The 16,123-nt window shown below is 61.7% G+C and carries 16 protein-coding genes and 1 tRNA gene; 10 read left to right on the forward strand and 7 right to left on the reverse strand.

Going from position 1 to position 16,123, the window contains the following annotated elements:
- The first annotated feature begins 2 nt into the window (after positions 1–2).
- From recR to I6E60_RS10950, 10 genes are all read left to right on the forward strand, one after another.
- A complete protein-coding gene (gene recR / locus I6E60_RS10905) occupies positions 3–602 on the forward strand; it encodes a recombination mediator RecR (protein ID WP_197107976.1) in 600 nt (199 codons plus the stop codon).
- Between the two features lie 92 nt (positions 603–694).
- The gene (locus I6E60_RS10910) at positions 695–1,960 is read left to right on the forward strand and encodes an aspartate kinase (protein ID WP_197126037.1); all 1,266 of its coding nucleotides are present in this window, start codon (positions 695–697) and stop codon (positions 1,958–1,960) included.
- 73 nt (positions 1,961–2,033) lie between these two features.
- Entirely contained in the window at positions 2,034–3,098 is a 1,065-nt protein-coding gene (locus I6E60_RS10915; protein ID WP_197126035.1) for an aspartate-semialdehyde dehydrogenase, read from the forward strand.
- A 38-nt stretch (positions 3,099–3,136) separates the two neighbouring features.
- Positions 3,137–3,826, forward strand: coding sequence for an SGNH/GDSL hydrolase family protein (locus I6E60_RS10920; protein ID WP_197180325.1), 690 nt, complete (start codon positions 3,137–3,139; stop codon positions 3,824–3,826).
- 105 nt (positions 3,827–3,931) lie between these two features.
- A complete protein-coding gene (locus tag I6E60_RS10925) occupies positions 3,932–4,603 on the forward strand; it encodes an SGNH/GDSL hydrolase family protein (RefSeq protein ID WP_197180327.1) in 672 nt (223 codons plus the stop codon).
- A gap of 20 nt (positions 4,604–4,623) precedes the next feature.
- Positions 4,624–6,099, forward strand: a complete 1,476-nt coding sequence (locus I6E60_RS10930; RefSeq protein WP_197180329.1) for a malate:quinone oxidoreductase — start codon at positions 4,624–4,626, stop codon at positions 6,097–6,099.
- A 139-nt stretch (positions 6,100–6,238) separates the two neighbouring features.
- Positions 6,239–7,459 carry a sensor histidine kinase gene (locus tag I6E60_RS10935; RefSeq protein WP_197126025.1) on the forward strand — a complete coding sequence of 407 codons (1,221 nt, stop codon included), beginning with the start codon at positions 6,239–6,241 and terminating at the stop codon, positions 7,457–7,459.
- Positions 7,456–8,610 (forward strand): hypothetical protein, encoded by a 1,155-nt coding sequence (locus I6E60_RS10940; protein WP_197126023.1) that lies wholly within the window; start codon positions 7,456–7,458, stop codon positions 8,608–8,610. The genes I6E60_RS10935 and I6E60_RS10940 overlap by 4 nt, the downstream gene beginning before the upstream one ends.
- Complete coding sequence (locus tag I6E60_RS10945; RefSeq protein ID WP_197126021.1) at positions 8,597–9,280, forward strand: response regulator; 684 nt, start codon at positions 8,597–8,599, stop codon at positions 9,278–9,280. Before I6E60_RS10940 ends, I6E60_RS10945 begins: the two co-directional genes overlap by 14 nt.
- On the forward strand, positions 9,280–9,945 hold the full coding sequence (locus I6E60_RS10950) for a thymidine kinase (RefSeq protein WP_197180331.1): 666 nt from the start codon (positions 9,280–9,282) through the stop codon (positions 9,943–9,945). The genes I6E60_RS10945 and I6E60_RS10950 overlap by 1 nt, the downstream gene beginning before the upstream one ends.
- A gap of 14 nt (positions 9,946–9,959) precedes the next feature.
- Here the strand turns inward: I6E60_RS10950 and I6E60_RS10955 are convergent, their stop codons facing one another.
- From I6E60_RS10955 to I6E60_RS10985, 7 genes are all read right to left on the reverse strand, one after another.
- On the reverse strand, positions 9,960–10,691 hold the full coding sequence (locus I6E60_RS10955; RefSeq protein WP_197180333.1) for an amino acid ABC transporter ATP-binding protein: 732 nt from the start codon (positions 10,689–10,691) through the stop codon (positions 9,960–9,962).
- Positions 10,688–11,554 (reverse strand): amino acid ABC transporter permease, encoded by an 867-nt coding sequence (locus I6E60_RS10960; protein WP_197126014.1) that lies wholly within the window; start codon positions 11,552–11,554, stop codon positions 10,688–10,690. Before I6E60_RS10960 ends, I6E60_RS10955 begins: the two co-directional genes overlap by 4 nt.
- A gap of 10 nt (positions 11,555–11,564) precedes the next feature.
- A complete protein-coding gene (locus I6E60_RS10965; protein WP_197126012.1) occupies positions 11,565–12,413 on the reverse strand; it encodes an ABC transporter substrate-binding protein in 849 nt (282 codons plus the stop codon).
- A gap of 89 nt (positions 12,414–12,502) precedes the next feature.
- On the reverse strand, positions 12,503–12,979 hold the full coding sequence (locus tag I6E60_RS10970; RefSeq protein WP_197126010.1) for a cupin domain-containing protein: 477 nt from the start codon (positions 12,977–12,979) through the stop codon (positions 12,503–12,505).
- Positions 12,972–14,330 (reverse strand): amidohydrolase family protein, encoded by a 1,359-nt coding sequence (locus I6E60_RS10975; RefSeq protein ID WP_197180335.1) that lies wholly within the window; start codon positions 14,328–14,330, stop codon positions 12,972–12,974. Before I6E60_RS10975 ends, I6E60_RS10970 begins: the two co-directional genes overlap by 8 nt.
- On the reverse strand, positions 14,327–15,865 hold the full coding sequence (locus I6E60_RS10980) for an adenosylhomocysteinase (protein ID WP_197180337.1): 1,539 nt from the start codon (positions 15,863–15,865) through the stop codon (positions 14,327–14,329). The genes I6E60_RS10975 and I6E60_RS10980 overlap by 4 nt, the downstream gene beginning before the upstream one ends.
- 163 nt (positions 15,866–16,028) lie before the next feature.
- Positions 16,029–16,102, reverse strand: a tRNA-Pro gene (locus tag I6E60_RS10985).
- Positions 16,103–16,123 lie beyond the last annotated feature (21 nt).

Genomic DNA, 16,123 nt, shown 5'->3' on the forward strand with positions numbered 1-16,123 from the left:
CCGTGTACGACGGAATTGTTCAAGAACTGATCGACGAGCTCGGTCGGCTTCCCGGCATCGGGCCCAAGTCTGCTCAGCGCATCGCATTCCACATTTTGCAGACCGAAAGTTTCGATGTTCGTCGGCTTGCAGAACTGCTCAACGACATCCGCGACAAAGTGCATTTTTGCGCCATTTGCGGCAACGTAACCGAGCACGACACGTGTTCGATTTGTCGGGATGCTCGGCGCTCGCCGGCCACGATTTGTGTTGTCGAAGAGGCAAAAGACGTCGTCGCTATCGAGCGCACTCGCGAATTCCACGGGCTGTATCATGTACTCGGTGGAGCTATCAGCCCCATCGATGGAATTGGTCCCGACCAGTTGCGCATCAAGCAACTGTTGGGCCGGTTAGCTGACGGCGTCGTCACAGAAGTCATCATCGCGACCGACCCCAATCTCGAAGGTGAAGCAACCGCTACGTACCTCACGCGGCTTCTCGTTCAACCCAACCTTCGTATTTCTCGCCTCGCATCCGGTCTCCCGGTCGGCGGAGATCTGGAATATGCCGACGAGGTCACTCTCGGTCGTGCATTTGAAGGTCGTCGAACGATCGACAACTAGCCCTCCCGTAACGAACTCGGCGGATGGTGCTGGCACCGTTAGACTCGCATTTTGGGCACCCGCTGCCCGATCAACCACGCTTCAGGAGAACAATGAGCCTCATCGTTCAGAAGTTCGGTGGCTCGTCCGTTGCCGACGCTGAGAGTATTAAGCGCGTCGCCAAGCGCATTGTCGAGACCCGCAAGGCCGGAAACGACGTTGTTGTTGTCGTTTCAGCCATGGGGGACACCACCGACGAACTCTTCGACCTCGCCGCGCAAGTCGTGCCAGTGCCGACCGGGCGCGAGCTCGACATGCTGCTTACCGCAGGCGAACGAATTTCGATGGCGTTGCTCGCCATGGCGATCAAGGGCTTGGGCGTCGACGCTCGCAGTTACACCGGCAGTCAGGCCGGAATGGTCACGGATGCCCAGCACGGTGCTGCTCGCATCGTGGAGGTTTCTCCTCGCCGCGTCAAAGAAGCCCTCGATGATGGTGCTATCGCGATCGTCGCAGGCTTCCAAGGATTCAACCGCGGAACCGGAGACATTACGACTCTCGGTCGCGGTGGCTCAGACACCACCGCGGTAGCCCTCGCCGCAGCACTCGGCGCCGAGACCTGCGAAATCTACACCGATGTCGATGGCATTTTCACGGCTGATCCCCGCATCGTGAAGTCTGCGGGCAAGGTCGATGTCGTCACGAGTGAAGAAATGTTGGAGCTTGCTGCGGCAGGCGCCAAGGTGCTCGATGTGCGCGCTGTGGAATATGCGCGCCGGCACGGGGTAACGATTCACGTGCGTTCGTCGTTTAATAACAACACCGGCACGTTGGTGGTCAATCCGAAGGATGGAGAGAGCGTGGAAGAAGCAATCATCACAGGTGTTGCCTCCGATCTGAGCGAAGCGAAGATCACGGTGGTAGGAGTTCCTGATGTTCCAGGAAAGGCTGCACAGATCTTTACGATCGTGGCCACCGCTAATGCCAACATCGACATGATCGTTCAGAACGTTTCTGAGGCGGCCACCGGTCGCACCGACATCTCCTTCACTCTGAAGAAGTCGGATGCCGAAGATGTGCTCCGCGCGTTGACTTTCAATCAAGAAGAGGTTGGCTTCGAGTCGCTGCAGCACGATGACCAGATCGGAAAGCTCTCCGTGGTCGGTGGCGGCATGCGTACCAACGCTGGAGTGTCAGCTCGACTGTTTACGGCTCTGTTCGAGGCGGGCATCAACATGGAAATGATCTCCACGAGCGAGATCCGTATTTCTGTGGTCACGCGTGCCGACACGGTTGCGGAAGCGGTTCGTGTCGTGCACACTGCCTTCGGTCTCGATGGCGACGAAGAGGCTATTGTTCACGCGGGCACGGGTCGCTAACCGCGCTTCGCGGCCAAATTTTCTCATTGTTCGGCGCTAGTGTGGCGAATACAAACTGTAGGTAGAGGTACTCATGAGTAACGCAGGCATCCGTATTGGTGTTGTTGGTGCGACGGGTCAGGTTGGCGCTGTTGTGCGCCGTCTGTTGGAAGAGCGCGATTTTCCGGTAGCGGAGATTCGTTACTTCGCATCTGCTCGCAGTGCGGGTACGACGTTGCCGTTCAAGGGCGAGCAGATCACCGTTGAAGATGCCTCCATTGCTGATCCCACGGGCCTCGACGTTGCGATTTTCTCGGCCGGTGCCACGACGTCGTTGGCGCAGGCTCCGCGTTTCGCTGCGGCCGGTGTCACGGTTATCGATAACTCGTCGGGCTGGCGCATGGACCCTGAGGTTCCGCTGGTCGTCAGCGAGGTCAACCCCCACGCGATTGATCAGGCCATTAAGGGCATCATTGCGAACCCGAACTGCACCACGATGGCAGCGATGCCGGTGTTGAAGGTTCTGGATGCTGAAGCCGGTCTTGAGCGCTTGATCGTGAGCACCTACCAGGCTGTGTCTGGTGCAGGCCTTGCCGGTGGCGAAGAGCTACTCGAGCAGGCTGCTGCCGCGGTCGCCCAAAACACGATGGGACTCGTGGAAGATGGCGCGGCGGTCACGATGCCTGCCCCAAACAAGTTCCCCAAGAACATTGCGTTCAACGTTGTTCCGCTCGCGGGCAACATCGTCGACGATGGCCTCAACGAGACCGACGAAGAGAAGAAGCTGCGCAACGAGAGCCGCAAGATTCTCGAACTGCCGAACCTTCTGGTGAGCGGCACGTGCGTTCGTGTCCCTGTTTTCACCGGCCACTCGCTGTCGATCAACGTGGAATTTGGCAAGCCCTTGAGCCCCGAGCGGGCGAAGGAACTGCTGGCGGATGCTCCGGGTGTCAGCCTGAGCGACATCCCGACGCCTCTCGACGCTGCCGGCGCCGACCCCAGCTTTGTGGGCCGCATCCGTACGGATGAGGGCGTGCCGAACGGTCGCGGCCTCGCGTTGTTCATTAGCAACGACAACTTGCGCAAGGGCGCCGCTCTCAATGCGGTACAGATCGCGGAGCTTGTCGCCGCAAAGATTCTCGCAAAGGTTTCGGCTTAGCGGGCACGCTCCACTGCCCGCCGCTCCGAATTTCCCGTATGACCTTCGGTTCCGCAGCCCGCACGATCGTTGCGATGATCGCGGTCTCCGTCACGTTGGGTCTTGCGGGGTGCGCGACGAGCGCGTCCTCGACGGAGCCTCTTGTCGTCGCGGCGGCTGATTCCGATGCTCTTCGGGTCGCTTTCTATGGCGACTCCTACACGCGGGGAACAGGAGCATCAGCGGAGCAATTGCGCTGGTCGACGCTTCTCAGCAGCCAGCATGGCTGGAGTGAGTTCAACCCGAGCGTGAGCGGTCTTGGGTTCATGCGCAACCGCACGGAGTTCGGCGACGGTGACCTGCCCGGCCTCATCATTGCCGACGACCCCGACGTCGTTATTGTCACGATGGGCCTCAACGACAACTTCGCCTACGACGCGTATGCCGACGAGCTGCCCGGCCAGATTCTCAGCGATTTCGAGCGACTCGTGACGGACCTTCCGGATGCCCAGATCATTGTCGTCGAGCCTTTCTGGTACAAAACCCAGCGCCCTGCTTCGGTCGGAGTGATCATTTCGTGGGTGCGCGACGCCGCGACTGAAGCCGGCGCCGATTACGTGTCGGGCGCGTCGTATTGGCTCACGGGGCATCCGGAGTGGATGTCCGACGACAACCTGCATCCCAACGATGCGGGGCATGCGGCGATCGCAACCCAGATGGATCTCGCGCTTCGCGAACTCGGACTCTAGCTCTCGCGCTTCGCGAACTCGGACTCTAGCTCTCGTAAATCACTCATGGTCTCCCGCGTCCCAGACCATAGCAACCGTTTGGGCCACCCGCGCCGAACTCCTTCCATGAAGTTTGATTCAGTAGCCCGCATTATCGCGACGACCGTTGTGGTCGCCGCGGCCCTCAGCCTCTCGGCATGCAGCTCCGAGGAGCCCGCGGCCGAACGCGACCCCAACGAGGTTCGCGTCGCTTTCTATGGTGATTCCTACACTCTCGGCACCGGAGCGTCGGCTTCCGAGAACCGGTGGTCGACGGTGATCAGCGAGCAGCGGGGGTGGAGCGAGTTCAATCCGAGCGTGAACGGACTCGGCTTCATCAACAACCGCAGCGCGTTCGGCGACGGCGACCTTCCGAGCATGATCATCGCGGATGACCCCGACATCGTGATCGTGACGATGGGCCTCAACGACAACTTCAGTTTCGATGCCCGAGCCAGCGACATCCGCACTCAAATCTCAGCAGATTTCGACCGGCTGACAACCGCGCTTCCGGATGCCCGCTTCATTGTTGTCGAGCCGTTCTGGTACACGGATGAGCGGCCAGAGTCCGTCGAAACGATCATCGGTTGGGTCGAGGCTGCGGCATCCGACAGCGGTGCTGACTACATTGCGGGGGCCTCGCACTGGATCGAGGGGCACCCCGAGTGGATGGCCAGCGACGGGCTGCATCCCAACAATGAGGGTTACGCGGCGATGGCCAGCGAGATGGATCAGGCTCTTCGCACTTTGGGCCTCTAACAGAAGGCTAAAGTGGAGTTGTGAAGAAAACCGTCGACGTCGCGCTTATCGGCGGCGGAATCATGAGTGCCACCCTCGGAACGCTGTTGAAGCAATTGCAGCCGGACTGGGAGATCCAGATTTTCGAACGCTTGGGCGATCTTGCCCTGGAGAGTTCGAATCCGTGGAACAACGCTGGCACCGGACATTCCGCGCTGTGCGAGCTCAATTACACCCCGCAAAAGAGCGATGGCTCTATCGAGATTTCGAGTGCGGTGAAGGTCAACGAGCAGTTTCAGGTGTCACGCCAGTTCTGGTCGTACCTCGTTGACGAGGGAGCGCTGCCCGAACCCGAGTCGTTCATCAACGCGACCCCGCACATGAGCTTCGTGTGGGGCGAAACAAACGTCGAATATTTGCGCAAGCGTTTCGAAGCGCTCAAGGACCACCCGCTCTTCGCGGGCATGGAATACAGCGAAGACCCCGCCATCATTCACGGCTGGGCGCCGCTCATGATGCCAGGCCGCCTCAAGTCAGAGCCGGTGGCCGCGACGCACATTCCTGCGGGCACTGACGTCGACTTTGGTGCGCTCTCGCACTATCTCGTCAACAACCTCGTGGAGTCGGGTGCTGAGCTCAGCACGGGCATCGTGGTCACGAACCTCACGAAACAGCGCGACGGCCTCTGGAAGCTCAAGCTTCGTCACGACATCGGCGGCACACCTGTCGAACCCGTGACCGCACGTTTCGTCTTCGTGGGTGCTGGCGGTTATGCCCTCAACCTTCTGCAGAAGTCAGGCATCAAAGAGATTCGCGGCTTCGGCGGATTCCCCGTCAGCGGCGAGTTCCTGCGCACGGACAACCCCGAGATCGTGGCCGCCCACAGCGCCAAGGTCTATGGCAAAGCCGCGGTCGGTTCGCCGCCCATGTCGGTTCCTCACCTCGACCTTCGTGTCGTTGAGGGGGAGGGCAGCCTCATGTTCGGCCCGTACGCCGGATTCAGCCCCAAGTTCCTGAAGACCGGTTCAGTTCTCGACCTCTTCGCGTCCATCCGCTGGCACAACGTGCTCCCGATGGTCGCCGCCGGGCTCAGCAACCTGTCGCTCGTCAAGTATTTGGTTGGGCAGCTCATGGCAAGCCCCGAGACCAAGTTCGAAGAGCTCAAGGCATTCGTGCCCAATGCCAAGCCAGAAGATTGGTACCGCATTACGGCTGGTCAGCGCGTGCAGGTGATGAAGAAAGACCCGAAGAAGATCGGCGTCTTGCAGTTCGGCACCGAGGTCGTGTCCTCCGCCGATGGCAGCATCGCTGGCCTTCTCGGCGCATCGCCGGGGGCCTCCACGGCCGTTCCGATCATGCTCGGTCTGGTGGAGAAGTGCTTCCCGGAGCGCATGGATGAGTGGCGTCCGAAGATTGAGAAGATGATCCCGACGTTCGGCCAGCAGCTTGCTGACTCGCCTGAACTTGCTCGCGAGACGATCACCCGCACGGCCAAGGCGTTGCACATCAACCCGTAAGTGGCTGGTAGCGCGCTATTTGTCCCCCGTTTAGTGGGCCTCTGACCCCAGCTGTACCCCGCACGCGGGGTACAGCTCGTACCCCGAATGCTGCCATACTGTGTGTGGTGTATTTTCGGCACGAGGAACGGGGGCAGACATGTCTATTGGCTTGCCCGCCCACTTGCGCAAAGAGAGCGTCACTCGGGCTTTCGCGCGGGTTGTTAATGCTGTCGCTTTCGTCTGCTTAACCCTCGCCTTCGTGGGGGTGGTGACGTTGTACGCCGGCGACACGAGCCGCAATCTCGTGCCTGCGGCGATCGCTCTTATTCCGATGCTCATTACGGTCAGGCTCCTGAACCGCTATCGCACGATGTTCTTTACCGTCGCGCACCTTCTCATCGGCGGCCCCGCTACCTACTGGTTCGCGCTCACGATCATTTCGCAATTGCGACCGGTGGGGGTTGTCGGGCACTACTTGCTCGACCTCGTCCTGATCGCCATGATGCTCGTGGGCGGCGCCGGGCGCAACGTGGTGTGGAGCATCCTCTGGTGCACGGTTGGTGCTGCCGTGTCTCAGGCGTCAGTGGCGTTGGCATCGCTGCAGATTCAGGGCTTTGTTCACCCGCATCCGACAGCCTTTGTGATTTACGTTGCTGTTATCAGCGTGCTCATGATTCTGCGGCTCAGCCAACGGGGGGTGCGGCGCGTGCAATCTCACCTGCACCGGGCGGCACGCGATGATGAGTTCGCGAGTCTTCGCTATGGCATCGAAGCCACCTCGGCTGCCGTTATGCACGACACAGTTCTTAGTCATCTCGCTGCTATCGCACACGCTCCATTTGGCGCGATGAACCCGAAACTCCAGCGCGACATTAGCCGTGATCTTGAGGTGCTCGTGGGTGAAGAATGGCTTTCGGAGGCGGCTCTCGATTCCTCCGATAGCGTGCGGCACGACTGGCAGAACAGCGCGCTCCTCGCGACGATTACTGAGGCTCGTGCCCTGGAACTCGTTGTTGAAGTCACCGGAGACTTGACGGCGTTGTCCCGCTTGGATTCTCGAGGCGATGCTGCTCTTGCCCCCGCCGTTAAGCAGTGTCTCGTCAATGTCATCAATCACTCCGGCACGATGCGGGCTGAAGTGGCAATCTTCGGCTCCCCGAGCGAAGTTAGCGTGCTCGTCGTGGATGCGGGCAAGGGCTTCAACGAGGCAGAGACCGGTGCTGATCGGCTGGGTTTGCGGCAGTCTGTTCGCCGGCGCATCGAGACGGTGTCGGGAACAGTTCAAGTCTGGTCTACTCCGGGCCTCGGCACATCGGTGATGATTCGGGTGCCCACGGCGGAGAACGCGCCCGCCTCAGAGCGGAGTGCAGCCCAATGACCGCTCTCGCTGACACCGAGTCGGTTCAACAGCTCGACCCCCTCGGAACCCTTGATGCGCGCCCCGTCGGTGTTGTGGCTGCGGCTGGCGTTCTTATTCTCGGCGCTGTCATGACCTGGCTTAGCGGGCCGCACATTGCCCATCCCGTGCTCGCAAATAGTGCGTTGATCTTTGTCGCGCTTTCCTCGGTGACGCTGATCATTGGAACGAGCCCACTGCGTGCCCCGTTCAGCGGCGGGCTGCACGCGGCTGTTATCGGGTATCTGGTTATCGCGTTCGCGCTCAGTTCGGCGTCGCTGGGAAGCAATGCTGCACTGCTCACCGATTTCTGGGGGCCGCTGCTCATTGGTATCGCCTGCATGGCCCTTGCCCCCTATCGGCCCATCGCAGAGCTGGTCACGATGGGGGTGGTCGCCGCGATCTTTACGGGGTTTATCGCCATCGTGCAGTCGTCCGTTTCGGAAGTTCAGGCGCCAGCGATGATCGTCGCGCTCTTTTCGATGACTCCGGTTCTCACGATGTCGATCGGTGGTGCCGCGTTTTCACGGTCGCTCATCCAGACGCATGAAGAGTGGGCGTCACGCGCCCTGCGAGCGACGTCGCGCCAGATGAGACGTGAGCATGCGGGAGTTGCGCGATCGGTGCAGCAGGACCGCGTCACTATCCTCAACCGCGATATTGCGCCGCTCTTTGCTGAACTCGCTCAGCGCGGAATCATCTCGCCCGAGGACAGCGCTCGAGCGGCCAAATACTCGGAATCGATCCGTGAACTCATGGTTACCGAAGTTAACCGCAGTTGGCTCGAATCTGTCGTTGCCAACTCTTTCGGTGCGCTCGACGATGGTAATCGGGTCTACGATCCTCATCGACTGGCCGGTGCCATGACAGCCCATCAACGCACTGCCTTGCGCGCGGCCGTACTGGCCGTTGCGACCGGTGGTGAAATTGACCGTCGCAGCGTGCGCCTCGCGATTGAGAAGACTGACTCCGGGGCGGTCATCACAGTGACAGGCCTCATCACCTCATCCGAATCATCGTGGCGTTCTTCTCTGGCGCCCTATCTCGCAGTTTTGCGCGTTGTCTTTACCGGACTTCGCATCTCTTATCGATCGCCCTCTCTCACCGTTAGGTTCACTTATGACACCCCCTGAGACCAACCTCAGCGCTCATCTCGGCGACAGGCCGCCCATTCGTCTTGCGATCCTCGACGATCACGAAGTGCTGCTCGACAGCCTCAACAGTTGGATCACCAACAACGCGCCGGACTTCGATGTTGTTCTCACCGCCAGCACGTGGCTCGAGCTCGTGCACAGCGACCGTTTTCCGACCGAGCTCGTCTTTCTCGACTTCCAGCTGAAAGAGCCGGTGTCGATCGAAGCACGTGTGCGCACATGTCGCGCCGCGGGAGCCAAAGTGATCGTTCTCTCCAGCCTCGATAGTCGCGAGGCTCGTGACCGCGCTCTGGCGGCCGGGGCGGCCACTTTCCTCTCGAAGTCGCTGCCGATGCACGAAGTGATGGATGCCGCCCGCCAGATCATGGGGGTCGAGGGCGAAGGTTCGCAGCAGCATGACTGGCGACCGCTGCCATCGGGATCGGCTGACCAGTCGAAGCCGAAGCTGAGTGCCGGCGAGGCTGACGCACTCACCCTGTACGCTTCTGGACTAAGCACACCGCAGGTTGCCGAGCGGATGAATGTTCAGTACGAGACCGCGAAAACGTACTTGCGGCGAGTGCGCGAAAAGTACGCCAAGGCCAACCGGCCGGCAAGTAAAAAGGCTGACCTGATTCGTCGGGCTGCTGAGGATGGATTTCTACGCTGATGAGCAAACTATATTTCCGCTATGGCGCCATGAACAGCGGCAAGAGCACCGCGTTGCTGCAGGCCGCCTACAACTATGAAGAGCGCGATCAGCAGGTGTTGCTGGCGAAGCCTCACATCGATACCAAGGGCGACAACGCGATCATTTCGCGACTGGGCGTAACGCGTCAGGTCGACTTCATTATCTCGCCTACCGATGATGTTTACGAGGTATTCGCGCGTGAACGTGCCCGTGTCTTGGAGAAGACCGGGCTACCGGTGAGTTGTTTGCTCGTCGACGAGGCACAGTTCTTCAGCGAAGCGCAGGTCGATGATTTGCTGCGTATCGCCATTGTGGAGAAGGTTCCGGTGCTGGCCTACGGCATCCGCACCGACTTCCAGACGGTCGCGTTTCCTGGCAGCCGTCGTTTGCTCGAAATCGCGCATTCGCTTGAAGAGCTGAAGACCATTTGCCGCTGCGGCCGCAAAGCAGTATTCAACGCGCGCACGGTCGGCGACCAGTTCATCTTCGATGGCGACCAAGTCGCTATCGACGGTGTGGATGTCGGCTACCAGTCACTGTGCGGAGCCTGCTACCTCGAAGAGAGCGGTGGTGTTCTCAACAGCGGCTGGCGCCCCAAGATCGAATTCAGCTACGGAAGCGCGCCTGACGCCGACTTCTCCTAGGTGCTGTTCGCGCTCTAGTGGCGAACGCGGGAGAGGAACTGCACGGTTTCGGGCTCCTGCGGCGAGTCGAAGATCTGTGCTGGCGTGCCTTGTTCAACGATGCGCCCGCCCTGCATGAAGACGATGCGGTCGGCTACTTCGCGAGCGAACGACATTTCGTGGGTTGCCATGAGAATGGTCGAGCCGTCAGTCTTCAGGCGCCGTACGAGGTCGAGAACTTCGCCAACGAGCTGAGGGTCCAGAGCACTTGTAATCTCGTCGAGAAGCAGCAGCTCAGGGTCGGTAAGCACCGCACGGATGATGGCCACACGCTGTTGCTGGCCGCCGGAGAGGCGATCGGGGTAGTCACGCGCTTTGTCGCCGAGGCCCAGCGAGACAAGCAGTTCCATTGCGCGTGCAGTGGCATCCGCCTTCGACATTCCGTGCACTTCGCGCGCGGCCAAGGTGATGTTGTCGATCACGCGCAAGTGCGGAAAGAGGTTGAAGTGTTGAAAGACAACGCCAATTCGGCTGCGGGCCGAGTCAGCGTTCATGCCGGGGTCGGTGATGTCGTCACCATTGAGCACGATTTGGCCGTCATCCACACGCTCAATGAGATTGATCGTTCGTAGCAGCGTCGACTTCCCTGAGCCAGAAGCGCCGATAAGCACGACAACTTCGTGCTTGTCGATCGAGAGGTCAACACCTCGCAAGACCTCGTGGTCGTCAAACTGTTTGCGCACTCCGCGCACGTCGAGAACACTCATACGACGCCTCCGATCTGCTCGCGCTTAGCGAGTCGTGCGGTGAGCCAATCGGTGAGCCTGATCATCGGCCAACTCATGGCGACGAAGAGCAGGGCGGCAATCACGTAGGGCGTGAAGTTGTAGCTCTGGGCGACTTGAATCTGGGCAGCGCGTACGGCATCCACGGCACCCAGAATCGAGATAAGCCCCACGTCTTTTTGCATAGAGACAAAGTCGTTCATGAGGGCGGGAACGACCTTGCGAACGCCCTGCGGGATCACGACGATGCGCAGGGTCTTGGCGTGGCTCAGACCCAGCGAGCGGGCCGCCATGCGCTGCGACGGATGCACGGCTTCCATGCCCGCGCGCAGTACTTCAGCCACATAAGCCGAGTAGGTGAGGATGAGGGCGATCGTTCCCCAGAACATGGCCGGCATGCGCGGGAAGATATCGAGCGCCGGCAGCCCGAAGCCGACCAGGTAGAGAACGATCAGCAGCGGCATCCCGCGAAAGAGGTCGGTGTAGATCGTTGCCGCTGCGCGGAGCGGAAAGAAAACCGGTCCGCGCAGCGATCGCGTTACAGCGAGCAGAGTGCCAAAAATGGCAACGCCGATCGCTGAGATAAAGAGCACCTGAATGTTGAGCCACAGCCCGACGAGGATCGACGGCACGCTTGCCGCCCCCACCTCGAAGTCGAAGAACGAAGCTTTGACGCTCTCCCAACCGGGGGTGTTGACGACGAGCAATCCGACAATCGCGGCAAAAGCAATCGTGCTCACAATGCCGATGAGCACCGAACGACCGGTGGCGCGCCGGCGCACGTCCCGTCGTGACAGCTCGAGCTCGCTTGGGCGCCACGACGGCCGGCTCGTGGAGGTGCTCATCGGCGTGGTCTTACTTCAGGACAGGAACGTCGACGGCAGCGCTGAGCCACTCGTCCTGGATGGCTTGAAGAGTTCCATCAGCAGCCAGAGCGTCGAGAGCCTCGCTCACGGCGGAGGTGAGCTCGGAGTCCTTCGGCAGCACGAAAGCGAACTCATCGCCGCCGGCGGAGGACTCGAACTGGCCGAGAATAACGCCACCGTCGATTTCAACGTTGGCGAGGTAGAAAGCGCTGGGCAGGTCGATGACGAAAGCATCGATCTGACCGCTGGTCAGCGCAAGAACGCCGTCTTCGTTGGAGTTGAAGACCGCGAGGTCGTCTCCCAGAGCTTCAGCGGCGATCGTGTAGCTGGTGCTGCCGCTAGCGACACCGACGATGACGTCCTTGAGGTCGGCGAGCGATGTGGCGCCGGCTGCCGCCGAGCTCTCCGTCGCGATGATCGCCTGAGTGGTCGTGTAGTACGGGCTGGAGAAGTCAACGGCTTGCTTGCGGTCTTCGGTGATCGAGAACTGCTGCAGGTTGAGGTCCCAGTCCTTGGGGCCCGGTGCAATGGCGCTGTCGAAGCTTGAGCGAACCCAAACAACGTCATCGGCGGTGAAGCCGAGTTCGTCGGCGAGAGCGTAAGCCACGGCAGCTTCGAAGCCTTCACCGTTCGTGGGGTCGTTGTCGACCATCCACGGAGCGTAGGCGGGCTCGCCGGTAGCGATGGTGAGCTTGCCCGCGGTCAGGGTGGGCAGCGATCCGTCGTCAACGGTCGAGCTCGTGTCGGCGGTGGTGTCTGCGGCGCAAGCGGTCAATGCCAAAACAGCGGCTGCTGCGGTGGCGACGAGGGCCCGACGAAAATGCCGTGATGTGGTCATGAAAGTCTCCAGTTGCGGTGCGTGAGGTGGTCGAACAAATGCCACCCGAGCGGCGCTGTGCTCGGGCGGAGAAAACGATTACAGACTTGCTAGTTTACAAGTCGCCAGTCAGCGAAGTCGAAACCGGGCGACACAAAACAACTCACGAGCACCTCGCTGTCGGCGGTCAGACGGCCGGCTTGCCAGACGCCGGACGGAACAACGACTTGAGCGACGTGCCCGTTGGCGAGATCGGGGCCCAAAACGAAGTGCTGAACGTTCTCTTCGTCGGGCAGGTCGCCGCTTCCGCCGAGTGAGAGCTCAAGCGTTCCGGGGCCGTGCCACATCCAAATTTCATCGTTGGCTACGACGTGCCAGTCACTGTGCTCGCCAGGAACCAGCAGGTAGTGGATGCAGGTGGCTGACGGGCGTGCGCCATTCGGAGTCTCGACCGGGCTGGTGCCCGCCCAGGTGCGGCGGAACCAACCGCCCTCGGGATGCGATTCGAGGTTGAGCAGCTGCGCGGTTGCCGGGCGAGTATCGGCGGCAACGCTAGCGGCATCAGAAGAAGCAGTGGGATCAGTCATGAGCGGTCACTCCGGTCTGGGTTGTGAAGTTGGCGCTGGCAAATCGGACGCGCCCGGAGACGAGCGTGGCGGCGGCGCGGCCGGCGCCTGACTCGACGAGCGTAGCGATGGTGTCGTCGATGGTGGTGACAGGGATGTCGAAGAAAGCGAGGTCAGCGAGCGCCCCAACGGCGAGGTGCCCCGTGCGGTCGGGGCCGACGTCGATGCCCATCGCGTGAGCGCCGCCGAGAGTGGCCGCGCGCAGCAGTCGCTCGGGTAGATCACGCATGGTGTGGCCCTGAGAATGAGCGATGCGCGAAAGCTCAGCGACATCCGCCATGAGGTCGAGCGAGGGGCTCGATGACAGCGAGTCGGTACCGATGGCCAGCGCGTTGCCCTCGGCCAGATACGCGGCCACGGGAGGCTCGTCAAGACCGATAACGGCGTTGGAGCGGGGGCAGAGCGCCACACTCGTGCCGCGAGCCCGCAGAAGGGCACGATCGCGCGCGGTCATGTAGATTCCATGGGCGATATGGCAGTCGGGCCCGAGCACGCCAAGCTGGTCGACGAATTCGGTGGCGCCGGTGCCGAAACCCGCGGCGCGCAGTTCACGAAAGCTGCCCAGTTCGCGGCCGTGCCACGGGTCGCCGTGCTCGTGGTGAAACTCGCGCTCGAACGCTGCTTCGCCCAAGTGCAGGTGAAGACGGCTTCCGCGCTCACGAACGATGTCGGGGATTTCGAGCAGCGGCACGACCTCGAGCGAGTACGGTGCGTGCGGCGACAGCCCGGTTCCGGGAGGGGACGGCAGGGCATCCAGAGCAGCCTCAACCTGCTGGCGCCCGGTGCGAGCCCAGTCGTCATTGGTCCAGCTCATCACTTCCCAGTACGTGATGCCGTGCAATCCCGCGTCGTGCAGCGCCGCGGATGCCTCACCATCGGTCACGATGTCGGCCACGGCGGTGGTGCCCGCTTCGATCATGAGCTGAGCGCCTGCCGCGGCATCCGCAGCCCAGTCGTGGGGTTGGTCGTACACCGGGTTGAACGCGGTGGACCAGTCGTCAAAACCGTTGTATTGCCCACGGCCGACTTCGGCCATGCCGGTGTACTGCAAGTGCGAGTGCGCGTTGACGAGCCCGGGTAGGAGAACACCGGGCCAGTGAATTTCGCGCGCACCGATACCGCGATCGGCGAGTGATCGGCGAACCCAGTCGCGCTCGCCGACGTGCAGAATGCGACCGCCGCGCACGGCAATGGCGCCGTTCAGCAGCGGGGGAGCGGTGATGGGGATCACGAGGTCGGCGGTGTACAGCACAACCTGGTGGTCGGCATCCGTAGTGATGCGGGCGGATGCCTCGGGATGGAGGTTACTCATCGGGTTTCCTGATTCGGTGAAGAGCTGAGGTACCGGCGGGAGCGCCAGTCGTGGGCCGCGGCGAGTTGGTCGTCGGCGGGCGTGTCGATGTGTTCACCGCGGGCGGCCAAGGCGGCGCGGGCAACGATATCGTCGATGCTGGCGGGCAGCGCGTGCACTCCGACGGCCGGTCGCGTGACGACGAGTTCTTCGACGGCGGCGAGCTGAACAGCGAACGAGAGATCCATGATCTCAATCGGGTTGCCTTCGGCCGCGGTGATATTGATGCAGCCGCCACGGTCGAGCACGAGGGTGCCCGCGGGGTCAGCGCGTTCGATGTGGGCGGCGAGTGGCGTTAGTTGTTCGGCGGGATCGCCCACGAGCAGTCCGTCGAGATCAAGTTCTCCGGGAACTCCACCGGCCACGGCAACGGCCCGCGCTGTGCGGGCCAAGTCGGCGCTGATCGTGTGCGCAACGCCGGTGCTCGAGACGACAAGTGCGCCGGAACCGAGCTCGGCAGCCTCACCGATGTCGTAACCGTCATGGGCAGCGCGAAGAGCCAACACGGGGTCGACCTCGGCCACGCGCACCTCGGCTCCGAGCGCCGCAAGGTGGGCAGCGACGCCCTCACCGACCGGGCCATAGCCGATCACGAGTGCGGGCTGATCGCGCACGGTCACGCCCACTCGATCGAGGGCATCCGCAATCGCGAACACACACGACTGGCCGGTGCCGTAACGGTTATCGAAACGTGTCTTCATTTGAGCGTCATTGACCGCAAACACAGCAGTGTCGAGGATGCCCATAGTGCTCATGTGGCGAAGCGGCGTCAAGCCACTCGTCGTCTCCTCGTTCGTGCCGATCCACTGCTTCACGAGGTGCGGAGCATCTTCATGAGCGAGGCGGATGAGGTGCGAACCATCGTCGATCAGGATGTCGAAACCGCGTTCGAGGAACGCCAGCGCAGCAGCGCGCTCAGCCTGGCCGCTGAGCGTTTCGGAGCCGTCGACAGCTATACCGCGCGCCCGTAGTGCTTCTGCAACAGACGCATCGATTTCATCCGGGTGCGCGTACACCGCGACCTCGGCACCCGCGGCCGCAAGCAGCAGCGCCAACTGGGCAGTCTTGGGTTCGAGCACCATGGCGATGCCAATACGTAAGCCTCGTATCGATCCGCGCTCGCCGAGGCCCTTCGCTACGAGTCGCGAAACGGGCATGTGTTCGCCCGCGAAGTCGATGCGTCCGTCGGCGTCTCCGCGCGACGGCAGGGGAGCGCCACCCAGAAGGAGCGTGGCGGTTATCTCTGAATCGGGGCCAGCGGCATCTAATTGGATGTCGAGGAGATGAGCGGATGCGGTGGCGTTGTGGCGGCTAGCGGTGACAACGTGAGCACCCAGCGCGCTGAGCATTCGCGTCAGTTCGCGGGACGTGGCGACGAGCTGAGCAGTTTCGGGCTGAACTGCGCTGATGTGCACGCTGCGGCCGGCGACCAAGAGGTTGGTGTCGCGGGCGAAGCGGCGAATGATTCGTTCGGCTATAAGTGTTACGTCGGCCACTTGTCAAGAATAAGGCACCACTCGGGCAACAATCGAACGCCGCCCGAGCGCCGCGGCGCCACCCGGCCGTGCACAGTGACCATACACAAATCGCCCTCCCGAAGGAGAGCGATTAGTGAACTGTCTGAGACTTGCAATTCTGCGGCTCAGAGCCAGTGGTTTGTCGGGGTAGCGGGATTTGAACCCACGACCTCTTCGTCCCGAACGAAGCGCGCTACCAAGCTGCGCCACACCCCGATCATCGGTCGCTTGCGCAAC

Source organism: Salinibacterium sp. SWN167 (assembly GCF_015864665.1).
Lineage (GTDB): Bacteria > Actinomycetota > Actinomycetes > Actinomycetales > Microbacteriaceae > Rhodoglobus.